General features: G+C 31.1%; 18 protein-coding genes. 16 read left to right on the forward strand and 2 right to left on the reverse strand.

Annotated features, from left to right (window positions below; genetic code table 11):
- Position 1: 1 nt before the first annotated feature.
- Positions 2 to 1720: a DUF4037 domain-containing protein gene (locus CAN42_RS04245; RefSeq protein WP_085875662.1), complete on the reverse strand. Its 1719-nt coding sequence runs from the start codon at positions 1718 to 1720 to the stop codon at positions 2 to 4.
- Positions 1711 to 2241 carry a hypothetical protein gene (locus CAN42_RS04250; protein WP_062572090.1) on the reverse strand — a complete coding sequence of 177 codons (531 nt, stop codon included), beginning with the start codon at positions 2239 to 2241 and terminating at the stop codon, positions 1711 to 1713. Before CAN42_RS04250 ends, CAN42_RS04245 begins: the two co-directional genes overlap by 10 nt.
- A 291-nt stretch (positions 2242 to 2532) precedes the next feature.
- Between CAN42_RS04250 and CAN42_RS04255 the strand changes: the two genes are divergently transcribed.
- The 16 genes from CAN42_RS04255 (at position 2533) to CAN42_RS04330 (ending at position 18245) form a co-directional block, all read left to right on the forward strand.
- On the forward strand, positions 2533 to 5106 hold the full coding sequence (locus CAN42_RS04255; RefSeq protein WP_085875663.1) for a glycyl radical protein: 2574 nt from the start codon (positions 2533 to 2535) through the stop codon (positions 5104 to 5106).
- A gap of 13 nt (positions 5107 to 5119) precedes the next feature.
- Positions 5120 to 6037: a glycyl-radical enzyme activating protein gene (locus CAN42_RS04260; RefSeq protein ID WP_085875664.1), complete on the forward strand. Its 918-nt coding sequence runs from the start codon at positions 5120 to 5122 to the stop codon at positions 6035 to 6037.
- A 10-nt stretch (positions 6038 to 6047) separates the two neighbouring features.
- Positions 6048 to 6833 (forward strand): propanediol utilization microcompartment protein PduB, encoded by a 786-nt coding sequence (gene pduB, locus CAN42_RS04265; RefSeq protein WP_085875665.1) that lies wholly within the window; start codon positions 6048 to 6050, stop codon positions 6831 to 6833.
- A 24-nt stretch (positions 6834 to 6857) separates the two neighbouring features.
- The gene (gene pduA, locus CAN42_RS04270; RefSeq protein ID WP_005957821.1) at positions 6858 to 7139 is read left to right on the forward strand and encodes a propanediol utilization microcompartment protein PduA; all 282 of its coding nucleotides are present in this window, start codon (positions 6858 to 6860) and stop codon (positions 7137 to 7139) included.
- A gap of 85 nt (positions 7140 to 7224) precedes the next feature.
- On the forward strand, positions 7225 to 7749 hold the full coding sequence (locus tag CAN42_RS04275) for a hypothetical protein (RefSeq protein ID WP_085875666.1): 525 nt from the start codon (positions 7225 to 7227) through the stop codon (positions 7747 to 7749).
- The gene (locus CAN42_RS04280) at positions 7742 to 8275 is read left to right on the forward strand and encodes a BMC domain-containing protein (protein ID WP_085875667.1); all 534 of its coding nucleotides are present in this window, start codon (positions 7742 to 7744) and stop codon (positions 8273 to 8275) included. Before CAN42_RS04275 ends, CAN42_RS04280 begins: the two co-directional genes overlap by 8 nt.
- Before the next feature lie 7 nt (positions 8276 to 8282).
- The gene (locus CAN42_RS04285; RefSeq protein ID WP_005957819.1) at positions 8283 to 8546 is read left to right on the forward strand and encodes a EutN/CcmL family microcompartment protein; all 264 of its coding nucleotides are present in this window, start codon (positions 8283 to 8285) and stop codon (positions 8544 to 8546) included.
- An 8-nt stretch (positions 8547 to 8554) separates the two neighbouring features.
- A complete protein-coding gene (locus CAN42_RS04290; protein WP_085875668.1) occupies positions 8555 to 9871 on the forward strand; it encodes an aldehyde dehydrogenase in 1317 nt (438 codons plus the stop codon).
- Positions 9872 to 9877: 6 nt separating this feature from the next.
- Positions 9878 to 10987 carry an iron-containing alcohol dehydrogenase gene (locus CAN42_RS04295; protein WP_085875669.1) on the forward strand — a complete coding sequence of 370 codons (1110 nt, stop codon included), beginning with the start codon at positions 9878 to 9880 and terminating at the stop codon, positions 10985 to 10987.
- A 44-nt stretch (positions 10988 to 11031) separates the two neighbouring features.
- Complete coding sequence (locus CAN42_RS04300) at positions 11032 to 12318, forward strand: PocR ligand-binding domain-containing protein (protein ID WP_085875670.1); 1287 nt, start codon at positions 11032 to 11034, stop codon at positions 12316 to 12318.
- Positions 12319 to 12327: 9 nt separating this feature from the next.
- Positions 12328 to 13329, forward strand: a complete 1002-nt coding sequence (locus tag CAN42_RS04305) for an AraC family transcriptional regulator (protein ID WP_085875671.1) — start codon at positions 12328 to 12330, stop codon at positions 13327 to 13329.
- 4 nt (positions 13330 to 13333) lie between these two features.
- Positions 13334 to 14479, forward strand: coding sequence for a methionine adenosyltransferase (metK, locus tag CAN42_RS04310; protein ID WP_085875672.1), 1146 nt, complete (start codon positions 13334 to 13336; stop codon positions 14477 to 14479).
- Between the two features lie 7 nt (positions 14480 to 14486).
- Positions 14487 to 15350: a DUF7973 family transport facilitator gene (locus CAN42_RS04315; RefSeq protein ID WP_062572079.1), complete on the forward strand. Its 864-nt coding sequence runs from the start codon at positions 14487 to 14489 to the stop codon at positions 15348 to 15350.
- Between the two features lie 13 nt (positions 15351 to 15363).
- On the forward strand, positions 15364 to 16011 hold the full coding sequence (locus CAN42_RS04320; protein ID WP_135100546.1) for a phosphate propanoyltransferase: 648 nt from the start codon (positions 15364 to 15366) through the stop codon (positions 16009 to 16011).
- Between the two features lie 4 nt (positions 16012 to 16015).
- Positions 16016 to 16852 carry an ethanolamine utilization protein EutJ gene (gene eutJ, locus CAN42_RS04325; protein WP_085875673.1) on the forward strand — a complete coding sequence of 279 codons (837 nt, stop codon included), beginning with the start codon at positions 16016 to 16018 and terminating at the stop codon, positions 16850 to 16852.
- On the forward strand, positions 16833 to 18245 hold the full coding sequence (locus CAN42_RS04330) for an aldehyde dehydrogenase family protein (protein ID WP_085875674.1): 1413 nt from the start codon (positions 16833 to 16835) through the stop codon (positions 18243 to 18245). Before eutJ ends, CAN42_RS04330 begins: the two co-directional genes overlap by 20 nt.
- Positions 18246 to 18305 lie beyond the last annotated feature (60 nt).

Here is an 18305-nt window from a genome sequence, read left to right on the forward strand (position 1 = left end):
CCTACTTTATCCATGTATCTTCATTTTTTAATTCTTCATCATTTATTTTTTTAACTATTTCAGAAGAATGATATTTTAAAAAATTTGCATTTAAATTCGAAAGGTTAGCTTTATTTAGGTATCCCACTAATTTCTCGCACATTTCTTCAATAATGTCAATTTTTTGCAGTGATTCGCTAATGTCACTATAAGACAATAGAGCATCCATCTTTGAACAAGTATATTCGCCAAGTAAATGTAATGATTTTAGAGATCTATATTGCCACTTATAGAAAGGCATATATTTTTTATTTATTAGGTGAATAAATTCACAATAATATTGCAGAAATTCGCTGAGTGCAATCTGAGCTCCCATTAAATTATTTCTTTTTAAGCATCTTTGATAGTTATACTGACCTGATTGGGCAATTTTATTACAAAGGTAAGCTAGTTTCTTTAAAACTAAATCTTTTGGATAATATGCTAGAAGTCTTTGCCTAATATAAGAAAACTTGCCGTAATTATCTTCGAATATCTTTCCATTTGTAGCCACTGATAAAAGATCTTGAGGGACTTTTCTAAATTCTTTCAAAGTTAAAGGACCTTTTTCATAAAGGGTATAATACTTGTAAAAATCTTCTACTGCAATAATCTTTACAAGCCCATCACCTAAGTTTATTTCAGTGATAGGGAGTTGAGAAATTATATCTCTAGGTAAAAACCAAGAACATCTCTTTATAAAATCGTGATCTTTAGAAATTTCATCATCAAAACCGTAACATTCAGAACCTTCACCAACTAGACCAAAGGCAGAGTATCTAACAAGATCTGGATAATTCTTTAATATGAAGGGTTTTACTTGGTTGAAATAAAAGTCCTCCGAAATTTCTATACCTTTTTTCAAATTATTTTCAGTAATATCATCTTTTGACTCTGGTTTTAAATTTTCTTTAATGAAATTTAAGTTGCTAACTATATTCTTATAAGCCTCACTTTCTTTGCCATAAGTATTTTCAATAATTTTTTTTGAAATATTATAAAGTGATGTACTTTTTTCAATTTCTCCTATATTAAAATAATATTTTGCAAGATTATTGAGTACACTAGCATAAAGTGGATTAGCTGGAGAAATTTTACTTTCAAGGAATTCTTTTGCTTTAAAAATATAATCTTTGGCTTCGCTATCTTTTTTCATAAGAGTGCAAACATCAAATAAATTATTATATGTAGTTGCAAGTTGTATGCTATGGTGTGGAATTTCAGACAAAATCTTTTCAGCCGATTTTAAAAGATCATAGGCCCTTTGAAGGTTTCCATCTTCTAAGAAAAGAAGAGCCAAGTTGTTTGCGTTTGATGCGTATGAATAATTATAAAGGTTTAAACTTTTGAAAATTCCATCAGCTTCATTAAATAAATTCAAGGCCTCTTCTCTATTAGAATTCATTCTATAAGCATTTGCTAAATTCATAAGAGTATTTGCGTAGGCTTCAGAGTTTTTGTTGAAATGAGTTTCAATGAGGGTTTTTGCAGTTAGTAGGCTTTGAATACTCTTAGAATAATCTCCTGTATTTCTAAGTGCACCACCATAATCATTAAGCAATTCAACTAACTTTGCAAAATCTTTATTGGAAAAAGCAATTTCAATAGCTTCTTCAATTAGAGGGAGCATTTCAACTTCTTTGCCGTCTCTTAATAGAGAGTGGTATTTTTTTTGAATATTTTCTATTTTATCTAAATACATTTTATTAACTCCTCTACAGGATTTTCGATGATTTCTAAAGCAATAATGTCTTTATCTGAAAAATTATTTAAAATAGTTTCTTTTGAATTCTCAAGACTTGATAACAAACCACTTAAAATGAGAACACCTTTTCCAAAAAGTCCGACTTGGAAATGAATTTTAATAATAGAAACACCAGATGCTTTTAAACATAAGTCAGAAGCCTTAATGGAAGAAATACTATTTTTAAACTCACAAATCATTAAAGAAGATATTTTTATTGATTTGTCAGGAGAATTAATTCTGCTCATAACATCTTCATGTATATTTAGGATAGGTAGGGCAGATATGTTTTTTTCTTTTAAATATTTTTTTATTCCTAGGATATCGTGGTCATTTCCCTTAAATATAAAAAGAATACTTCCAGGGCAAATATTTTTTACTAAAAAAAGTTCCACAGGATAATTTAAAATTATACAATTTACTTCTTTATAACCAAGGGCTATACTTCGAAATTCGGCAAGTAAATAAGAAGAATCCATAAAATCACTTCCTTATCATCTTATATAAAAATAATTTTATTTAAAGAGAACATCAAATTCAATATATGGCTAGGAAAATGTTTTGATTCTACAACAAGAAGTTTGTATTGTCATTTTTTCATAAAAAATTGATAAAACATCAGCCAATAAATATTAAAGGAATACATATTAAAAGTTTTAATTTTACATTACAAAGGTTTGCATAATATTTTAAATCTAACTCAGATAAAAGATATAATTTCCATAAGCTTGATGGTTTACATAAGCAAAATAAAATTTAGGAGGTATTTTATGTTAGAAAAAGGGTTTTCACAACCTACAGAGAGAGTGAAAAGACTGAGACAAGTTATTATCGATGCAGTGCCACAAGTTGAGTCTGACAGAGCAAGATTAATTACAGAGTCTTACAAAGAAACAGAAGGTCTTACAAACATATTAAGAAGAGCAAAAGCAGTTGAAAAACTTTTTAATGAGCTTCCAGTAACAATTAGAGATGATGAATTAATTGTTGGTTCCATTACAAAGGCACCAAGATCAACAGGACTTTGCCCTGAATTTTCTTATGAATGGGTAGAAGCTGAGTTCGACACTATGGCAACAAGACTTGCAGATCCTTTTGTGATTCCAGAAGAAACAAAAAAGGAACTACATGAAGTATTTAAATATTGGAAGGGAAAAACTACATCTGAATTTGCAGATTCTTTAATGAGTACAGAAGCAAAGGATTGTATTGCAAATGGAATCTTTACTGTAGGAAATTATTTCTATGGTGGTGTAGGACATGTTAATGTAGATTATGAAAAAATAATTAAAAAAGGTTTCAGAGGAGTCCTTGAAGAAACAGTCAAAGCAATGAATGAAATGGACGAATCAGAACCTGAAGCAATTAAAAAGATGCAATTTTATAAGGCAGTTATTATTTCTTATAACGCTGCAATAAATTTTGCACACAGATATGCTAAAAGGGCTGAAAAATTAGCAAATGTTGAAACTAATCCTCAAAGAAAACAAGAACTTTTAAGAATTGCAGAAAACTGTAAGAGAGTTCCTGAATATGGTGCAAGAGATTTCTGGGAAGCTTGTCAAGCTTTTTGGTTTGTTCAAATAATGGTTCAAATTGAATCAAATGGTCACTCAATTTCACCAGGAAGATTTGATCAATATATGTATCCATCTTATAAGGCAGACACAACTATTACAAAAGAATTTGCTCAAGAACTAGTTGACTGTATTTGGGTTAAGTTAAATGATATAAATAAAACTCGTGATGAAATTTCAGCACAAGCCTTTGCTGGTTATGCAGTATTCCAAAACCTATGTGTAGGTGGACAAGATTCTGAAGGCTTTGATGCTACAAATGACGTATCTTATATGTGTATGGAAGCTGTTGCTCATGTTGCTTTACCAGCACCTTCATTCTCAGTAAGAGTTCACCAAAACTCTCCTTATGAATTCTTATTAAGAGCTTGCGAAGTTTCAAGACTAGGATACGGTGTTCCTGCTTTCTATAATGATGAAGTTATTGTACTTAACTTAGTATCAAGAGGAGTTAAGATAGAAGATGCAAGAGACTACTCAATTATAGGTTGTGTTGAACCTCAAGCAGGTCACAGAACTGAAGGATGGCACGATGCCGCTTTCTTTAACATAGCAAAAGTTCTTGAAATAACATTAAACAACGGTAGATGTAATGGAAAACAACTTGGACCTAAGACTGGCGAACTTACTGATATGAAGTCCATTGATGACATATTTGTTGCATATCAAAAACAAATGGAATACTTCGTAAAATACTTAGCTGAAGCTGATAACTGCGTTGATTATGCACATATGGAAAGAGGAAATCTTCCATTTATGTCAGCTATGGTTGATGATTGTATTAAGAGAGGTAAATCTGCTCAATCAGGTGGAGCTATTTATAACTTTACAGGACCTCAAGCATTTGGTGTAGCAGATTCTGGAGACTCATTATACGCTATTTACAAAAATGTATTTGAAGAAAAGAAAATTTCTCTTACTGATTTAAGAGAAGCATTAGAAAAGAACTTTGGATTTACAGACTCATTAATGCCTGGATGTGGATGCAATACTCAAACTGTTTCTGCAAAGGTTGGAGAAATGAATGAAAGCGAAATTTATGAAGCTGTTAAGAAAATTTTAGCTTCAACAGGATCAATCAATGTTGACGATCTTGAAAACAAATTAAACGAAGAGTATGTAGTATCTAGTGATTGTGGATGTGGTTCACAAGAAACAACAGGAAAGTTCAGAACAATTCAAAAAATACTTGATAACACTGATAGCTTTGGTAATGATAATGAACTTTGTGACGAATTTGCAATCAGAGCTGCAAAAATTTATTGTGATGAAGTTGATAAATATACAAATCCAAGAGGAGGAGCATTCCAAGCAGGAATTTATCCAGTATCTGCCAATGTATTATTTGGTAAAGATGTAGGAGCACTTCCTGATGGTAGACTTGCACATGCACCACTTGCTGACGGTGTATCACCAAGACAAGGTAAGGATACAAATGGTCCTACTGCTGCTGCAAACTCTGTAGCTAAGCTTCCACACGGCCAAGCATCTAACGGTACTCTTTATAACCAAAAATTTTCACCACAAGCTGTTTCAGGAGAAAAAGGATTAAAGAACTTTGTATCTATTGTTAGAAGTTATTTCGATCACAAAGGGGCCCATGTTCAATTCAATGTAGTAGATAGAAATACCTTAATTGAAGCACAAAAGAATCCTCAAGATCATAAAGATTTATTAGTTCGTGTAGCAGGATATTCAGCTCACTTTGTAACATTAGCCAAAGAGGTACAAGACGATATTATAAATAGAACAGAACATACTATGTAAGTTGGAGGTGACTATGGATTCTATAAATTATAACGAAGAGGGTGTCGTATTTGATATTCAAAGATATTCAATAAACGATGGTCCTGGGATTAGAACCATAGTATTCTTAAAAGGATGCCCTTTGAGATGTATTTGGTGCTCAAATCCTGAATCACAAAGAAAAGGAAAAGAGCTAATGTTTAGAGAGATTCTTTGCATACATTGTGGCATGTGTATTAAGGCATGTAAACAAAAGGCATTAGATCCTAGAAACCCAAACTTTATCGATAGAGATAAATGTGTGATGTGTGAAGAATGTGCGAATGTATGTCCTTCTAGTGCATTAGAGGTTAAGGGTAAAGTAATGAATGTAGAAGAAGTTATTACTGAACTAAAAAAAGATGACTCTTTTTATTACAGATCAAATGGAGGAATAACACTTTCTGGCGGAGAGACTTTAATGCAACCTGAATTTGCTAAAGAAATTTTTAAAGCTTGCCGATCAAGAGGATGGCATACTGCAATAGAAACAGAAGGGTATGCTTCTGAAGAAGTAATAAGAGATGTTGTTCCACATATAGATTTAGTTTTACTTGATATAAAAGCAAACAATGATGAACTGCACAAAAAAGTAACTGGTGTAAGTAATGAGCTTATAAAAAAGAATGCAAGAATTTTACAGGAAATTGCCAATACAATAATAAGGGTACCAACTATCCCTGGTGTTAATGCAGATGAAAAGGAATTCGGGGATATAGTTGCTTTTGTAAAAACATTGCCAAATGTAAAAGAGTTACACATATTGCCTTATCATAACTTTGGTGAAGGAAAATATAATTTATTAGGTAGAGATTATGAACTATCTAATGTAAAAAAGCTAGATGAAGATTATATAAACAAATTAAAAGAAATAGTGGAATCTAGTGGATTAATTTGTAAAGTAGGAGGCTAAGGAGGAAACGATGGATAAAGATTTATTAGAAAAAATAATGGGACAAGTATCTAATGAATTGGGAATAGACCAAAAAGATACTGAATGCTGCTCTTCAAATGGATGCAAAAAAGTAGACGTTACTGAATTTGTTGGAACAGCAATAGGAGATACAATCGGTTTAGTTATAGCTAGTGTTGATCCAATGTTAGTAGACAAGCTAAATCTTGGAAAATACAAATCAATAGGTATTATTGGTTCAAGGACTGGGGCAGGCCCACAAATTATGGCTGTTGATGATGCAGTAAAAGCAACTAACACAGAAGTAATTACTGTTGAACTTCCAAGAGATACAAAGGGTGGAGCAGGACACGGATGCTTAATATATATAGGAGCAGATGATGTATCTGATGCAAGACGTGCTGTAGAAATAGCTTTGGATGTACTTCCAAAATATTTTGGCGATGTATATTCTAATGATGCAGGGCACTTGGAATTTCAATATACTGCTAGGGCTAGTTATTGTTTAGAAAAGGCTTTTGGAACACCTAATGGAAAGAGCTTTGGTATGGTAATTGGAGCTCCAGCTGGAATTGGTACAGTTCTTGCTGATGTTGCTGTTAAAGCCGCAAACATTGAAGTAGTAGGATATGCTTCTCCAGGACAAGGAACAAGTTTTTCTAACGAAGTTATATTAACTTTCACAGGAGATTCAGGAGCAGTTCGTCAAGCTGTAAAGGCAGCTATAGAAGTTGGTAAAAAATTGCTAGGGGCTTTAGGAGAAGATCCTAAATCAACAACAAGTCCATATATTTAATAGAAAATAATCAGGAGGTAAATTATGAATTCAGACGCTTTAGGAATGGTTGAAACAAAAGGTTTAGTAGGTGCAATTGAAGCAGCAGATGCTATGGTAAAGGCTGCAAATGTAAATCTAGTAGGATATGAAAAAATCGGTTCTGGTTTAGTAACTGTAATGGTAAGAGGAGATGTAGGAGCAGTTAAAGCTGCTACAGATGCAGGTGCTGCATCAGCAAGAGCTATTGGCGAAGTAGTATCAGTTCACGTAATCCCAAGACCACATTCAGATACTGAAAAAATTATTCCTCACTTTGATAAATAATATTTAAGCATAATAGAATTGAGAAAAGTTAAAATATCTTTTGGTATTTTAACTTTTCTATTACTTATATAAGTAGGGTGATTAAATGAATATTAGTAAAAAAGAGCTTGAAGAAATTATAAAGCTTATAGCGAAACAAATTTCTGAAAATAGAAACATTAATTTTATATTCTCAAAGCCATGGAACAACAAATATTATATTGCCCTTGATAGTTTGAAAAAACTAAATTTAAATGCAAATGCAATTATAAGCCGAGAATTGGACGAAAGTCATAAGCTTACAATAAAGGCTTCATGTTGTTGGAAAGAAGTTATAGATTTTGATGAAAATAAACTTGATTTAATTTCAAAAAACGATACTTTCTTCCTTGATATAAAAATGAAAAATATTGTTAATATAACAATGTTAAATGAAGATGAGCTTGAATCTGCACTTGCAATGAAACTTTTTGAAAATGGCAAAAATATATATTTATGGAAGGAAACAGTAAAAACTGTAACAGGGAAAGAACCTGAAAAATATATAAAGAAACTATTAAATTATTATGAGGAAATTTTAAGTTATGGAATAAATATAGTTGATATAGAGGAAGTGAGAAATTATGAATAGGGCACTGGGACTTATAGAAGTAGTAGGTCTAACAAACGCTATTATAGTAGCGGATACAATGCTTAAAGCTTCAAATATAAAAATGGAAGATGTCGAAATTACTAAAGGGATGGGCTTTGTTACTGTGAAAGTATCTGGAGATGTTGGAGCAGTAAAAGCTGCCATCGATTCTGGAAAAAGTTTGGCAGTTTCATTTAACAAATTTGTTTCATCAAAAGTTATACCAAGACCAGCTAATAGTCTTGACGGTTTTTTTCATTTAGACAAAGAGGATAAGCTTGAAGTTAACGCAAAAGATGATGTAAAAACTTTAAGTAAAGAAAAAATAAAAGAAGTTGAAGATAAAAATAAAGTAGAAAATGAAAAAAAAGAAGAAAAGGTTGAAAAGGAATCTGAAACTAAAAACAATTTGAGCGAAAAAGAAGTTAAAATAGCTGAAACTGTAAAAGTTGAAAGCAAGGAAATCAAAAAAACTCAAAGCAAGAAATCTCAAAAAGATTCAAAGAACCTTAAGACAAGTGAGTAGTGATATTATGTTTATCGCAAAAGTAGTTGGTAATGTTGTTGCAACAAGAAAAAATGACACCCTAGTAGGATATAAGCTTATGATAATACAGCCTATTAATGCCAAGGGCGAAAAAGTTAGAAACGAATCAGTTGCGGCTGATTATGTAGGAGCTGGTATTGGTGAGCTTGTACTAGTAGGTTCTGGTTCATCAGTTCGTGTAGAAGATGATAGGAAATCATCGGTGATAGATTTGGCAATAATAGGAATTATTGATGATTTAATTGTGTGAGGTAAATTATGAATAAAAGAGCAGTATTTGATACAGTATGCGATGCAATAGATGCTGTAAAATCATCTTTTCAATTATATAGAAAGCTTGGGATCTCAGATAGAGAGGAAATTATACAAGAACTTAGAAAAGAGCTTTTAAATCATGTAGATGAACTTGCACAAAAAAGTTATGAAGAAACTTGCATGGGTAATGTTGTATCCAAAATTGAGAAAATAAAGTTGAGTATTGAGAGAACTCCAGGAACTGAAGATTTAGTTTCAGAAGTTTTAACGAAAGATAAAGTTATGACTCTTTACGAATATTCGGCTTTTGGAATTGCTTGTGCTATTATGCCAAGCACAAATCCTGTAGCTACGGTAATAAATAATGTAATAGGTTTATTGGCTTCTGGCAATGCCGTTATTCTATGCCCCCATCCAAGGGCAATAGAAGTAACAAAATACCTTACTGACATAATAGCGACTACAATACTTAGAACATCAGGGATTGATAATCTGGTTACTACTCTATCCGAAGTTAGCATAAAAAATATATCAGAAATAATGCATCATCCTGATGTAAATTTATTGGTTGTAACTGGGGGAAGCGATATAGCAAGGGCTGCAAATAAATGTGACAAAAAAGTAATATCAGCAGGGGCAGCTAATCCTACCTTTATTGTAGATGAAACAGCAGACTTAGATAAAGCAGCAAGTTGCATTGTAAAGGGTGCTAGTTTTGACAATAACATTTTATGTGTTACAGAAAAGAATATAGTAATTGTTGAATCAGTTTACGACAAATTCAAAAAAGCTCTTGAAAAAGAGGGAGTTTTTTACGTAGATACAGTTGAAGATATGTTGAAACTTTCCAAGGTTCTTTTAACAGAAGATTTGAAGCCAAATAAATTTTTGGGCGGAAAAGATGTAAAAGAAATATTAAAATTTGCTGGAATAGAATCTAATGGCGTTTACAAAATAATAGCTGTGGATGTTCCAAAGATTCATCCTTTTGCAACAGAAGAGTTATTGATGCCGGTTATTGCAATAGTCAAAGCAAAGGATTTTGACGATGCATTAGAAACATCATTAAATCTTGAGCAAGGGCTACATCATACAGCAGGAATTTATTCTAATATCATAGAAAGGCTTAATATTGCCGCTAAGCAAATGCAAACATCAATATTCGTAAAAAATGGATGCTCCTTAGAAGGTATAGGTTTTTCAGATAACAATCCAGTAAGTTTTACTATAGCAAATAAAACAGGTGAAGGTTCAACAAGTGCAAGAAATTTTGCAAGAAAGAGAAGATGTGCTTTAGTTGATGCCTTTTCTATTAGGTGATGAAGTATGAAAGATTTAATAAATAAAACAGAAATAGTATTTCAAGGAAAAGCTCTCAGTAAATTAAAAGAGATAGAAGAAAAGAGAATTTTAATAATAACAGATTCTTTTATTGCAAAAAGTGTTCTTATGAATAAAGTTTTAAGAAGCATAAACGCATCAAATAAAGTTGTTATATATGACAAAGTTTTGCCTGATCCAAGCCTTGAAATAATAGGGCAGGCTTTATCTCTATATATAAAAGAAGATATAGATATAATAATAGGATTTGGCGGAGGATCCTCAATTGATTCTGCAAAAGGTGTAATATATTTTGCTAAGGAAGTTACAAATAAAGATGTTTATTTTATAGCAATACCAACAACAAGTGGAACTGGATCTGAAGTTACAAGTGTATCAGTAATAAAGGACAATGATACACAAGTAAAACACTTGCTACAGTCTTATAATATGTTACCGGACTTGGCTATCTTAGACACTTGTCTTGTTAAAGAACTTCCTAAGAAAATAATTGCAAATACAGGCATAGATGTTTTAACTCATGCAATTGAGGCCTATGTTGGTAAAAATAGAAGCTCATATTCCGATGCTTTAGCAGAAAAAGCTGGAGAATTGGTTGTTAAATATCTCTATAGAAGTTATAGAAATATGAACGATATTGAATCCAAAGAAGAGATGCATTTGGCATCCATGATGGCAGGTATGGCATTTGAAATGGCAGGGCTTGGAATAAATCATGCAATAGCACATCAAATAGGAGCTAAATTGCGAATACCTCATGGTCTTTGCAATGGTATTCTCTTAACAAGTGTTATAGGATTTAATTCGAAAGTTGAAGCAATGAAAAAAAGATATGCTAATTATGCAAGAAAGATTGGAGTTACTACAGCTAAAGATGATACAGAAGCAGTAAATAATTTAAATAAATTTATTGAAGTCTTACAAGCAATTATGGATATGCCAAAAAGCTTAAGTGAATGTAATGTGTCAAGAGAAAAACTATTAGAAACGAAGAATCAAATTGCTGAGAATGCTTTAAAAGACAATTGTATGAAAACTTCTGTAAATAGTATAAGTATTGATGAGATAAAAGAAATTATTGAAAAGATATATTAGCTTTTATAAGATTATTATGAGATTAAATCGTCTTGGAGGGATTTATGAACATTAATAAAAAATATAAACATATACCTAATATAAAAATCAATGAAAAATATACAGACGGAAGAAGCAAAATTGACATATATTCTATTTTTGGAAAAGAATATTTAGAAGAAATTCAAAGAGTTATTTCTGATGTAACAGGACTTGCTTTTGTCACAATTGATTATAAGGGAGAGCCTCTAACAGAGATGACAAATTTCTCTAAAAGGTGCAGTTATATTAGAGAAAATGTAATGTGCAAAAAAATATGTGAATTATCTGATGCATCTGGAGCTATAAGATCAGCTGTGTCTAAAAAAACATCAATATATTTTTGCCCTTTTAATTTATTAGAGGTTGCAATCCCAATTGTTATTAATGATAAATATTTAGGTGCCTTTATAGGAGGTCAAGTAATATGTGAGGATGCTCCTGAAAAAGTCCTAAGGATGCAAGAACAACTTTTACTTGATGAAATAAATCTGGAAAGTTTACATCTAAATGATATAGATATAAATTCAAAAAAGTATACATTTACAGAATTTGAGTCAATTGTAAGATTGGTTGAGCTAATAATTTCAGAGATAATAAAGAAAGAATTAATTTCAAGTTATCATGAAAGTAAAAATAAAAAGAGAATAAAGGACTTAGAAGAAAAGATAGAAAAGCTTGAAGGTAAAAACTTAGAGCTTAAGAACAAAATCTTAAAAATTAATAATAATTTAAACAAACTTTTTTTAAACGATATGATGGAATCACTTTCAAATCTTGCTTTAATAGAAGAGGCAAAAAATACCAGCCAATATAGCGAGTATTTGAGGAATTATTTCATTAACTCAATTGAAATTGACTCCGATTCTATAAATTTTGTTTATAAAACTTTGATTAATTATTTCAAAATGAAAAAAATCCAATATAAAGATAGATTCAAATATGAAATTAATATCGATGATGATGTTAAGGAATGCAGTATGCCTTTTAAAATATTAATTCCTTATACTCTAGTTATGTGTTATTTAGGACTTAATTTCAAAGAGGATGAGTACCACATTGAGATAAATGTAAAAAGAGAGGAAGACAATATAATTATTTTAATTAATGATAATGGAGTTGGAATTTCAAAAGAAGCATTTGAAAGGTTAAAAGATATACATAACATAAGCGGAGAAGTAAAAAATATGTTTGAATATATAAAGAATTTGGAAGATGATTTCAAGAAAATATCAAATGGAAAACAAGAGATAAATATTTTTGAAGATAATGAAAAGACAGTTATCTCTATAAAATATCCTATAAAAAATTAGGGTGATTATATGTATAGTGTTCTATTAGTAAGTAATCAAACCTTAATGAGAGATGTATTAAAAAAAATAATAGAAAAGAATGAGAAATTCAGTATATTTGGAGAAACAAATTCTTATAATAAAGCAATAGATTATGTTAGAAATAACAATATTAATTTAGTTTTTTCTGATTTCATAATGCCTAACATTACAAGGGTAGATTTTATAAATAAAATCGAAAAAACAAATAATAAAACAAAAGTATTGCTAGTAGCATTTCCTCATGATGTAGTTTTTGAAGGAAATGAAAATATAAATTTAAACCAAATAATATTAAAGCCTCTAACATATGAAAAAGTTAATGAGAAGCTAGAAAAATATGACGCTATAAATCAAAAGAGTTATGAAAAAGATTTTCTATTTAACATGGAACAAACAGTTAATATGAATGACTTTATTGAAGTTAATGAGTATTTAATTGAGATAATAAATGAATTTGATTTTAATAGTAGTGATGTAAAAGTCAAGGATGATATAAAAGGCAAATTAAAAAACTTAGGAAATAAAATAATTAATTTTAACAGTTTTGCAGAAGATAAAGATCTACTAGACAAGGATTTCCCAATTAGTGATTTAACGGTAAAAGATAAAAGACTTTGTAATATATGGATGTTTAGAATTATTAATTATTATTTTAAGAAAAAAAGTATTGCAAATTATCCAATATTAAAAGACGTCTTTAAGTATATTGAAAATAATTTAAACAAAAATATTTCTCTTAATGATGTTGTGAAGGAATGTAATATATCCCAAGGTTATTTAAGTAGGCTTTTTAAAAATGAATATAATCTTACAGTTGTAAATTATATTCATTTAAAGAAAATAAATTTAGCAAAAGAATACATATTGTTAGAGAATAGCAGTGTTTTGGATATAGCATTTAATTTAGGATATAACGAATATGGTTATTTTAGCAAAGTATTTAAAAAATACGAGAAAATAACAGTTGAGCAGTTTAGAAAAGCTAGGTGATATAATGAATAAATTTATTATTACATCAGAATCAGTTACAGAAGGTCATCCTGATAAGGTTTGTGACATAATATCAGATTCAATTTTAGATGAATATTTAAAAAAAGATAGCAATTCAAGAGTTGCTATTGAAAATATGATTTCAAACAATCTTCTTGTTATAGCTGGAGAGGTAACATCAAAAGTTAAGATAGATGTGGAGAAGGTTGCTTTAGATGCAATCAAAGAAATTGGATATTCAACTAATGAATCAGGTTTTGATGTAGATAAAGCTATTATTCTTACAAATATAGATGAGCAGTCAAAGGATATAGCAATGGGGGTAAATCAAGAAAAAATTTGTGCAGGAGATCAAGGACTTGTTTTTGGTTATGCAACAAACGAAAGTAAATCCTATCTACCTTTAGCGGTTGAACTTTCTCATGCTCTTACAAAAAGACTTTCTGAAGTCAGGAAAAAGGGAATAGTTCAAGGTTTGTACCCTGATGGAAAATCTCAAGTTAGCTTGGTATATGAAGATGGAAGACCTAGTTATGTTAAGTCAATAGTTCTTGCTGCACATCATAAGGCAAGCAAAGATATTGCACTTTTAAGATACGAGCTTATCAAGGAAGTAATAATGAAGGTTATAGATAAGTCTTTGATAAAAGGCGATACTTTAATTCATATAAATGCAACTGGGAAATTTACAATTGGTGGACCAAAGGCTGATGTAGGATTAACAGGACGAAAAATAATTGTTGATACCTATGGAGGAATTGGAAGACACGGTGGTGGAGCATATTCCGGAAAAGATCCATCTAAAGCTGATAGATCAGCATCTTATATGGCAAGATATGTTGCGAAGAATTTAGTAGCAGCTGGATTATGTGATAAGTGTGAAATACAATTGGCCTATGTTATTGGAAAAGAAAATCCAGAAAGTGTATATATAGATACATTTGGAACAGAAAAATTTGATCTAGAAAAAATTTATAAGGTAACTGAGAAGGTTTTTGATTTGAGTATTGATGGCATAATAAAGAACTTGAAGTTACAAAGGCCTGTTTATAAAAAAACAGCGGCTTATGGTCATTTTGGAAGAGATGAAGATGAATTCACATGGGAGAAAACAGACAAAAAAGATGAACTAAAAAACTTAATTAGGTAGGTGTACTATGGATATTTTAACAATAATTGCAGGTTTTGCAGGAGGAGCTTTCGGAGCAGCTTTTGGTTCGATACCAGCTTTTATCTTGACAGGAGTGTTTGCTTTAATAGGATCTATTTTAACCCTTTCAGGAGTTACAGATTATATTGTTGGCAATGTGGCATTTGGTCCATTCTTTGGCCCACATGTATCCTTTGCAGCGGGAGCTGCCGCAGCAGCATATGCAGCAAATAAAGCTAAAAAGCTAGATAATGCACAAAATGTTTTAGCATCTCTTTTTGGTATTAATGATATAACCACAATTTTGGTTGGTGGAATTTATGGCTTAGTAGGTATAGTAGCCTTTACATTGATAACAAAACAATCTGTATTTGTAACAGATTATCCTGCTTTTTGTGTATGTATAGTTTTATTTTTAAATAGAATTATCCTTGGAAAGACATCAATTATAGGTACATTAAAAGATGGAGAAAAAAGAGAGATTTTTCCTAAAGTTGAAATAATACAAAATTCAGTAAATGGGTTCCTGTTATCACTAGGAATCGCCATAATTGGTCAAAAGCTTATTGAAGCTGGAGTTAGTAAAGATGCTATGGCAATTTATCCTGTTTTTGCTTTTGGAATTTCAGCCCTATCACTTATTTTTTTACAAATGGGTTATTCTATTCCAATTACGCATCACGTAACATATCCTGCAGCAACTGTATTTATTTTGACGCAAAATATATTTTTAGCTGCTATTACAGGATTCATCAATGCAATACTATGGGTAATTGCAGGCAGAATTTTTAATTCTCATTGCGATACATATATTGATCCACCTGCAATAGTAATTGCAGTTAGTATGTTTATAATAAATTTAATTTTCTAAAAAAGGAAGTAATATGTTGAATAATAATGAACTTATAGCAAAAATTTCAAAAGAAGTTTTACAAAGATTAAATGATATAGATAATCACAAGATTGTTGTAGGTGTATCAAATAGGCACATACATCTATCTAAAGAAGATTTAGAAAGCTTGTTTGGAAAGGATTATGAGCTTACTGTTAAATCAACATTAAAACAGCCAGGTCAGTTTGCAGCCGAAGAATGCGTAACAATACGAGGTCCGAAAGGTGAATTTAACAATGTAAGAATTTTAGGACCTATAAGAAAAAAATCACAAGTGGAAATATCTCTTACAGATTCTTTCAAACTTGGTGTGAAGGCACCTATAAAAGAATCTGGAAAACTACAAGGAACTCCTGGTATTCAAGTTATTGGACCTTATGGACGAATAAATATGCCAGAAGGAACTATTATAGCTCTTAGACATATTCATATGACTCCTGAAGATGCAAAGTTTATGGATGTAAAAGATGGTGATTTTGTTGATGTGCAATTTTTTGGCGAGAGAAAAGCAGTAATGGGCAATGTACTCATTAGGGTAAGCGATAAGTACAAATTGGAAATGCACTTAGACACTGATGAAGCAAATGCTGTAGGTATAAAAAACAATGACTATGTTGTTTTGAAAAAATTTACTAGGTGAGAAATTGATAAAGAATAAGGACTTATTAAAACTTTCAAACTTAATAAAAGAAAACAAATTTGTTGACTTTAAAGATGGTGAATTAAAAGTTGGAGTGGATCTTGGAACTGCAAATATTGTACTCGTTGTTACAGATGTGAATGACAACCCAATCGCAGGTTTAATTAGACGTTCCAAGGTTGTAAGGGATGGAATTGTTGTTGACTACTTAGAAGCAATAAAAATTGTCAAGGATTTAAAAGAAGAGCTAGAAAAATTACTAAATGTAGAGCTTATATATGCAGCTTGTGCTATACCACCAGGAATTGATCCTAGGAGTGTAAAAGCTATATCTAACGTTGTTGAGTCAGCTGGTTTTATAGTTACAAACATAATTGATGAGCCAACAGCAGCTGCGAAAACATTGAGAATAAAAAATGGTGCAATTGTTGATTTAGGCGGAGGAACAACTGGGATAAGTTTGATGAGAGATGGGAATGTTATAGGAACATGGGATGAACCAACAGGTGGCCATCACATGAACTTAACGATAGCTGGATACTATAATATAGGCATAGATGAGGCAGAAGAATTAAAAATAAAATCTAATAGTAGAGAAATATTAACTATAGTAAAGCCAGTTTTAGAAAAAATGGCGATTATAGTAAAAAATGTGTTGGTTAATAAAGATGTACAGGCCTTATATTTAGTTGGAGGAGCTTCAAATTTTGACGGAATAGAAGATTTATTTGAGAAAATAACTGGGATAAAAACTTATAGAAGCGAAGAAGCTTTATTGGTAACACCCTTAGGTATTTCAAAAAGTTGTATTGGAGGAAAATATGGAAAACAACATGATTGATGAAGTCATAAAACAAGTAATTGAAGAATTAAAAAAAGAAGGAAGTATAAATAATTCATTTGAAAGTTGTCAAACAAATTACGGAGTTTTTGACAATATGGATGAAGCAATCGAAGCAGCAGATAAGGCCCAAAAACAACTTTATGATCTTTCGATTGACGAAAGAGATAGATTTGCAGATATTATAAGAGAGACAGTTTTAAAAGAAGAGAATTTACAACTTCTTTCAAATATGGCTGTTGAAGAAACTAAAATTGGAAGAGTTAGTGACAAGGTAATAAAAAATAGAGTAGCTGCAATAAAAACTCCAGGGAAAGAAGATTTGAGGACAAATGCATTAACAGGGTCAAATGGTCTTATGATTGAAGAATATTGTCCTTTTGGGGTTATAGGATCTATTACACCAACTACTAATCCAACAGAAACTATAATATCAAATTCAATTTCAATGATAGTTGGTGGTAATTCTGTTGTGTTTTCACCACATCCTCGTGCAAAAGAAACTTCAATAACTCTTATTCAAATGCTTAATCAAGCTCTAGTAGCAGGTGGAGCACCTGCTAATTTAATAACCATGGTGAGAGAACCATCTATTGAGGCTACTAATATTATGATGAACCATCCTAAGGTCAGACTTCTTGTAGCAACAGGTGGTCCTGGAATTGTTAAGACAGTTCTTTCATCTGGCAAAAAAGCAATAGGAGCAGGAGCTGGTAATCCACCTGTTGTTGTTGATGAAACCGCAGATATTGAAAAAGCTGCAAAAGACATCGTTAATGGAGCATGTTTTGATAACAATGTACCTTGTATAGCAGAAAAGGAAGTTTTTGTAGTTGAATCTCAAATTGATAATTTGATCTATTATATGAAAAATAATGGTGCATATTTATTGACATCTGAAAATGATATAAGAAATCTTGATAACACTGTTAGTCAAGAAAATGGAAAACCAAAGACTGAATTTGTAGGAAAAGATGCAAAATACATTTTAAGTAAAATTGGAATTGAAGTTTCAGATGATATAAGGCTTATTATTTTTAAAGCAAACAAAGAGGATCACTTAGTAACTGAAGAAATGATGATGCCAATATTACCTATAGTTCCTGTTCCTAATGTTGATGAGGCAATAGAGTGTGCACATAAGGCGGAACATGGAAATAGACATACTGCAATAATGCACTCAAAAAATGTTGACAAATTATCAAAAATGGCAAAACTTTTAGAATGTACAATTTTTGTAAAGAACGCACCTTCATATTCTGGGATTGGTGTTGGTGGAGAGGGCTCTACTACTTTTACAATTGCCGGTCCTACTGGTGAAGGTATAACAAGTGCTAAGAGTTTTTGTAGAATAAGAAGATGTGTAATTAAAGATTCATTTAGCATTAGATAAAATAGAAAAACAAAAAATATATATTTATTTAGAAACCCCTAAATTTTTGAGATTTAGGGG

The organism is Peptoniphilus vaginalis (genome assembly GCF_900176605.1).
In the GTDB taxonomy this organism is placed as follows: domain Bacteria; phylum Bacillota; class Clostridia; order Tissierellales; family Peptoniphilaceae; genus Peptoniphilus_A; species Peptoniphilus_A vaginalis.

What these genes read in the sequence shown, in the direction of transcription:
- pduA (WP_005957821.1), top strand. Translation starts at nt 6,858, where the DNA reads ATGAATTCAGACGCTTTAGGAATGGTTGAAACAAAAGGTTTAGTAGGT.
- CAN42_RS04300 (WP_085875670.1), top strand. Translation starts at nt 11,032, where the DNA reads ATGAACATTAATAAAAAATATAAACATATACCTAATATAAAAATCAAT.
- CAN42_RS04250 (WP_062572090.1), bottom strand. Translation starts at nt 2,241, where the DNA reads ATGGATTCTTCTTATTTACTTGCCGAATTTCGAAGTATAGCCCTTGGT.
- CAN42_RS04245 (WP_085875662.1), bottom strand. Translation starts at nt 1,720, where the DNA reads ATGTATTTAGATAAAATAGAAAATATTCAAAAAAAATACCACTCTCTA.
- metK (WP_085875672.1), top strand. Translation starts at nt 13,334, where the DNA reads ATGAATAAATTTATTATTACATCAGAATCAGTTACAGAAGGTCATCCT.
- CAN42_RS04305 (WP_085875671.1), top strand. Translation starts at nt 12,328, where the DNA reads ATGTATAGTGTTCTATTAGTAAGTAATCAAACCTTAATGAGAGATGTA.
- CAN42_RS04295 (WP_085875669.1), top strand. Translation starts at nt 9,878, where the DNA reads ATGAAAGATTTAATAAATAAAACAGAAATAGTATTTCAAGGAAAAGCT.
- pduB (WP_085875665.1), top strand. Translation starts at nt 6,048, where the DNA reads ATGGATAAAGATTTATTAGAAAAAATAATGGGACAAGTATCTAATGAA.
- CAN42_RS04320 (WP_135100546.1), top strand. Translation starts at nt 15,364, where the DNA reads ATGTTGAATAATAATGAACTTATAGCAAAAATTTCAAAAGAAGTTTTA.
- CAN42_RS04255 (WP_085875663.1), top strand. Translation starts at nt 2,533, where the DNA reads ATGTTAGAAAAAGGGTTTTCACAACCTACAGAGAGAGTGAAAAGACTG.
- CAN42_RS04330 (WP_085875674.1), top strand. Translation starts at nt 16,833, where the DNA reads ATGGAAAACAACATGATTGATGAAGTCATAAAACAAGTAATTGAAGAA.
- CAN42_RS04285 (WP_005957819.1), top strand. Translation starts at nt 8,283, where the DNA reads ATGTTTATCGCAAAAGTAGTTGGTAATGTTGTTGCAACAAGAAAAAAT.
- CAN42_RS04260 (WP_085875664.1), top strand. Translation starts at nt 5,120, where the DNA reads ATGGATTCTATAAATTATAACGAAGAGGGTGTCGTATTTGATATTCAA.
- CAN42_RS04280 (WP_085875667.1), top strand. Translation starts at nt 7,742, where the DNA reads ATGAATAGGGCACTGGGACTTATAGAAGTAGTAGGTCTAACAAACGCT.
- CAN42_RS04290 (WP_085875668.1), top strand. Translation starts at nt 8,555, where the DNA reads ATGAATAAAAGAGCAGTATTTGATACAGTATGCGATGCAATAGATGCT.
- CAN42_RS04275 (WP_085875666.1), top strand. Translation starts at nt 7,225, where the DNA reads ATGAATATTAGTAAAAAAGAGCTTGAAGAAATTATAAAGCTTATAGCG.
- CAN42_RS04315 (WP_062572079.1), top strand. Translation starts at nt 14,487, where the DNA reads ATGGATATTTTAACAATAATTGCAGGTTTTGCAGGAGGAGCTTTCGGA.